At 45.9% G+C, this 2,180-nt stretch carries 3 protein-coding genes; 1 reads left to right on the plus strand and 2 read right to left on the minus strand.

Annotation, left to right across the window (positions count from 1 at the left end; genetic code table 11):
- Nucleotides 1-272: 272 nt before the first annotated feature.
- Nucleotides 273-962, plus strand: coding sequence for a DNA alkylation repair protein (locus AC1DWN_RS32700; RefSeq protein WP_477563007.1), 690 nt, complete (start codon nucleotides 273-275; stop codon nucleotides 960-962).
- On the opposite strand, the gene AC1DWN_RS32705 is transcribed toward AC1DWN_RS32700, so the two are convergent.
- Both AC1DWN_RS32705 and AC1DWN_RS32710 read right to left on the minus strand, forming a co-directional pair.
- A complete protein-coding gene (locus AC1DWN_RS32705) occupies nucleotides 959-1,696 on the minus strand; it encodes an ABC transporter permease (RefSeq protein ID WP_477563008.1) in 738 nt (245 codons plus the stop codon). The two genes, AC1DWN_RS32700 and AC1DWN_RS32705, sit on opposite strands and share 4 nt — an antisense overlap.
- Before the next feature lies 1 nt (nucleotide 1,697).
- Nucleotides 1,698-2,180: ABC transporter permease (locus AC1DWN_RS32710; RefSeq protein ID WP_477563009.1), on the minus strand; the 483-nt coding region annotated here is incomplete at its 5' end.

Raw genomic sequence — 2,180 nt, forward strand, 5'->3', positions numbered from 1 at the left:
GCTACACGTAGTCTACTCATTAATTTCAATTTTTGAACCTAAATGAGTCTTTTTGCAGGGTTTCCTCAGAAAGTGGCTATCTAATCTCAGAAACTGAAACTAATACGAGGCTTATTGAGTTTAAGTCTAAATTAATTTCAGGAACTGAACCTAATTTAGTCTTAGGTAGGGGTTAATTGTACCAAATGCGGAGTAGAAACTTTGAGGAGTAGTTGTCGCAGGCGATTTAAGAGGTTCGTTCTCATTATTATTAATAAATCGGAGGTGTCCAGATGACCGAACTAACCCAAATGACAGCCAGCGCGCAAAAGCTGGAAGCTTGGTTAAGGCAGCAGGCAGATCCAGAAAAGGCTGAGCCTATGAAAGCGTATCTACGCAATCAATTTGAATTTTTAGGAATCAAGTCGCCAGAGCGAACACAGCTTTTGCGTGAGTTCTGGAAGCAAAACGAAGTGCCGAAGGGCGAGGAGCTGCTTTTAACCGCTGCTCAGCTGTGGGAACTGCCGGAACGTGAATACCATTATGCGGCGATGGCTTTGCTTGAGAAATATAAAAAGCATGCGGAACCAGCATATATTGATATGCTGGAGGGAATGGTGACAACTAACTCCTGGTGGGATACGGTCGATTTTTTGGCACCTCATCTGATCGGGTATCACTTCTCCAAATATCCAGCGCTTATTCCTGTCTATACAGAACGCTGGGTCCATTCAGATAACCTATGGCTTCGTCGTTCGGCTATTCTATATCAGCTCAAATATAAACAAAGCACCGATACGGATCGTTTGTTTCATTTCATTCGAATTTTAAAGGATGACAACGATTTTTTTATTCGCAAGGCAATAGGCTGGTCACTCAGAGAGTATGCCAAAACCGATCCAACCGTTGTGCAGCAATTTGTAGCAGAAACAGCTCTATCGCCTCTAAGCAGGAAAGAAGCGATGAAGCATCTGACAGGTTAGATTTCTTTTTTATTGAAATAGATGAGCCCGCCTGCAAAAAATACAATAAAGCTTCCTACTATCGTAATAAATAAGCTCTCAAGCGGCAGCGTGAGCGCGCCAAACTTCTCTGTACTGAATGCAAGCATGACTAAAGCCGGCTGAGCCCACGGATAAAAGGGACCATATGTCACAGAATTGATGACCAGCATATTTGGAACGGTCAGCCCCACATTGATCGCAAGCGGCGCCGCGAAGCTGCTCCAGCTGATGGATGCCCACAACTGCAGGGCAGCGAGCGGCAAGCATGCGATCCAGCCGCCGATAGCGCTAGTAAGCAGTGTTTCCCATGACACCTCTGTTATCCCTTGATAGGCGGAAGCTAGCAGTACAGCTCCAACGAATAATAGCTGCGTGACCGCAAGCAGCATGGCAACCCATGAGAATTTGGCTAAATACAACGCGGTTCGAGAGATAGGCAGCGTAAGCAGCTGCTTCCAGCCTCCTCCGCTATGTTCATAGCGGCATATGAATGCTGAGAAAATACCGGTTAATATAGGCAGGAACAGCATGGCATGAAAGGAACCCATCGAAGATAGCAAGATGATATATTGCATATCCTCTTGTCCAGGCTGAAAGGAAATCATCATACCGAGCAGCATCGCCAGCAAAGGACTGATTGGGACGAGCAGCCAGATGAATGATTTGGAAAGCTTCAGTCGTTCCGAGGCAAGCACTCTAAAAAATGTTCCCATCTTAGCTCACATCCTTTCGCTCGAAGTGAAGCGTACCAAGCAGCAGAATGACGGCTCCGAATAGTAGACCGCCTCCAATGAACCATTTCGGGTCAGAGCCGAGATAGGCCAAAGCTGGCCAACTAATAGGAATCCATTCCGTCAAGGATTGCGAGAACATAGAAGTTAGTGCAATAATGACCCCTAGCGTAATTGGTAGGGCTTGATTTTTGAAGGTCAAACATAGCCATAATGATAAAGCTAGCACTGGCAAAGAAGCGGCAAACGGATAAAAGCTGAGTCGCAATAGATCACCAAGCGGAAAATCCGATCCGAACTTCAATGAGAGTCCAAGAACCAATGTGCCAACTGTCAGAAGCACGCAGGAAAAGGTGAGCAAAAGRACGCTAAGCGCAAACTTAGCACCAAATACAGCGGTTCTCGAGATAGGCAGCGCAAGCAGAAGCTTCCATGAGCTAGTTTGATGCTCTACATTTGCAAGCAG

The organism is Paenibacillus sp. P4_A7 (assembly GCF_056402455.1).

What these genes read in the sequence shown, in the direction of transcription:
- AC1DWN_RS32700 (WP_477563007.1), top strand. Translation starts at nt 273, where the DNA reads ATGACCGAACTAACCCAAATGACAGCCAGCGCGCAAAAGCTGGAAGCT.
- AC1DWN_RS32705 (WP_477563008.1), bottom strand. Translation starts at nt 1,696, where the DNA reads ATGGGAACATTTTTTAGAGTGCTTGCCTCGGAACGACTGAAGCTTTCC.